Here is a 2,428-nt window from a genome sequence, read left to right as displayed (position 1 = left end):
TGGAAAAAACCGCCGGGGGGTCAGTGCGACTGGTGCCCAGGAGAGGACTCGAACCTCCACGCCTTGCGGCACACGGACCTGAACCGTGCGCGTCTACCAATTCCGCCACCTGGGCAGGTGTCGTGCCGGGCGATGTACAGAGGGTGCGGGGGACTGTCAACGGGGTCTTATGCGAATCCCGCAAGTTGGTCGATCGCGCCTTGTTCGCTCGGGTCCAAGGCGCTAATCAGGGGCCGAAGCTTCTGAATTTCGGAGACATCTCCATGTCCAAGCTCGTCACGATCTATGGCGGTTCGGGATTCGTCGGGCGCTATATTGCCCGTCGTATGGCAAAAGAGGGTTGGCGCGTCCGCGTGGCCTGCCGCCGCCCGAATGAGGCCCTGTTCGTCAAGCCCTATGGCGCGGTCGGTCAGGTCGAGCCGGTCTTCTGCAATATCCGTGACGATGCCTCGGTGCGGGCGGCGATGGCTGGCGCGGATGCGGTGGTGAACTGCGTCGGCACGTTCGACAAGGGCGGGCGAAACAATTTCGAGGCAGTGCAGGTCGAGGGCGCGGAACGGATCGCCCGGATCGCCACTGAAGGCGGCGTTGCGGCGATGGTGCATATCTCGGCCATCGGCGCCGATGCTGAAGCCGAGGCGGACTATTCCCGTACCAAGGCGGACGGCGAGGCCGCCATTCTGGCTACCTTCCCGAATGCCCTTATCCTGCGGCCTTCGGTGATCTTCGGACCTGAAGACGGCTTCTTCAACCGCTTCGCCGGCATGTCGCGCATGGGGCCGATCCTGCCGCTGGTCGGTGCTGAAACGAAGTTCCAGCCGGTCTATGTCGATGACGTGGCTCAGGCCGCTGTTCTGGGTATCCTTGGCAAGGCCAGCGGCACGTTTGAGCTGGGCGGGCCGGATGCCGGAACGCTGCGGCATTTCGTCGAAGAGATGCTGGGTGTGATCCATCGTCGTCGGCTGGTTCTGAATATGCCATTCTGGAAGGCGCGGATCATGGCGGCCCTTCTCGATTTCGGCTCGATACTCACCGGGGGTCTCGTGACCAACAAGATCCTGACGCGGGATCAGGTGAAGTCGCTGAAGGTCGACAATACCGTCGCCGCTGATGCGAAGGGGCTGGCCGATCTTGGCATCACTGCCACGCCGATCAGCGCCGTGGTACCTGACTACCTCTGGCGGTTCCGCCCGTCGGGGCAGTATGACGCGATCAAGGCCTCGGCCCGCAATCTGAAACATGGCGGCTGAACGGCTGGCCTGACAGTCACACCCCACCGGCCGTCTTTGTTTCCGCAGCGATGTCAGTTTCGCTTTAATTTGACGCGACCCACCCGGACGTGAGAGGTGGGGGCCGGTGAGGGGTTTTGGCGGTTCCGTAAAGGGTGGTTTCATGACCGAGCGTCTTCTGCTGCATATCGGCTATCACAAGACGGCGACGTCCTGGATGCAGCAGCGTCTGTTCGTCCCCGAGCATGGCTATCTCCAAATCGCCCGCCATCCGGAGGTCTGGGAGCATATCGTTGCGCCGCACGGGCTGACCTTCGATCCTGCCGGAATGAAGGACGTGATCCGCAAGGGCTTGGACGAATTGCCCGCGGGCAAGGTTCCGGTCATCTCGTCCGAGATTATTTCGGGCCATCCGTTTTTCGGCGGTATCGGCAGCGATGTCTATGCGCATCGTCTGAAGGAGATCGCCCCCGATGCCCTTATCCTGATTTCGATCCGGTCGCAGATGCGTATCCTGACCTCGGTCTATATGCAGTATCTGATGCGCGGCGGCACCAGCAAACCCGAGGTCTTTTTCGCCGGAGACCCCGAGCTGGGCTTCCATGGGTTCCGGCCTGAACACTTTGAATATCACCGGCTGGTCGGACTTTATCAGGAGCTGTTCGGCGCGGAAAATGTCCGGGTCGTCACGCAGGAAAGCCTGGTGCGCGACATGGACGGCATGGCGCATGGCCTTGCCGCCTTTGCGGGCAATGCCGGGTTCGGCGGCGTTCTGCCGACGCACCGGTCCGCCTATGCGCCAAGCTATCCCGAATATGCCGTGCCGATCCTGCGCCGCATCAACAAGTTGCAACGCAGCGTGTTGACGCCCGCGCCGCTGATCCGTCTGGGAACCACCCCATACGGTATCTATCATGGTGTTGGGTTCGCCATGCGCCACCCGCCGTTTTCGACCTTTTTGAAAGGGTTCCAGCCGGTTTCCGGCCATGTGAAGAAGACATTCGCGGGCCGGTATGACGACAGCAACCGGAAGCTCGCGGCGCTCTTGGGGCCTGATGTCGATCTGTCGGATTTCGGCATCATGCGCGAGGACAGCATGGCGAAGGATGGCGCGGTCATGGCCAGTGCCGGTTAAAGCCGTCACCTTGTCAGCGCTTGGTCTTGTCACTAGTGTCCGCACCGGTTCCGGACCCGCCAGA

General features: G+C 61.9%; 2 protein-coding genes and 1 tRNA gene. 2 read left to right on the top strand and 1 reads right to left on the bottom strand.

The features are described from left to right. Positions 1-30: 30 nt before the first annotated feature. Positions 31-115: transfer RNA gene (locus WBB85_RS12270), tRNA-Leu, on the bottom strand. A 148-nt stretch (positions 116-263) separates the two neighbouring features. Here WBB85_RS12270 and WBB85_RS12265 point away from each other — a divergent pair. Both WBB85_RS12265 and WBB85_RS12260 read left to right on the top strand, forming a co-directional pair. After that, complete coding sequence (locus WBB85_RS12265; RefSeq protein ID WP_432638895.1) at positions 264-1,250, top strand: complex I NDUFA9 subunit family protein; 987 nt, start codon at positions 264-266, stop codon at positions 1,248-1,250. 142 nt (positions 1,251-1,392) lie between these two features. Continuing rightward, positions 1,393-2,364 carry a hypothetical protein gene (locus tag WBB85_RS12260; protein ID WP_432638894.1) on the top strand — a complete coding sequence of 324 codons (972 nt, stop codon included), beginning with the start codon at positions 1,393-1,395 and terminating at the stop codon, positions 2,362-2,364. Positions 2,365-2,428 lie beyond the last annotated feature (64 nt).

The organism is Albidovulum sp. (genome assembly GCF_049646345.1).
In the GTDB taxonomy this organism is placed as follows: Bacteria; Pseudomonadota; Alphaproteobacteria; order Rhodobacterales; family Rhodobacteraceae; genus Albidovulum.
This window is presented reverse-complemented; position numbering and strand designations above follow the sequence as displayed.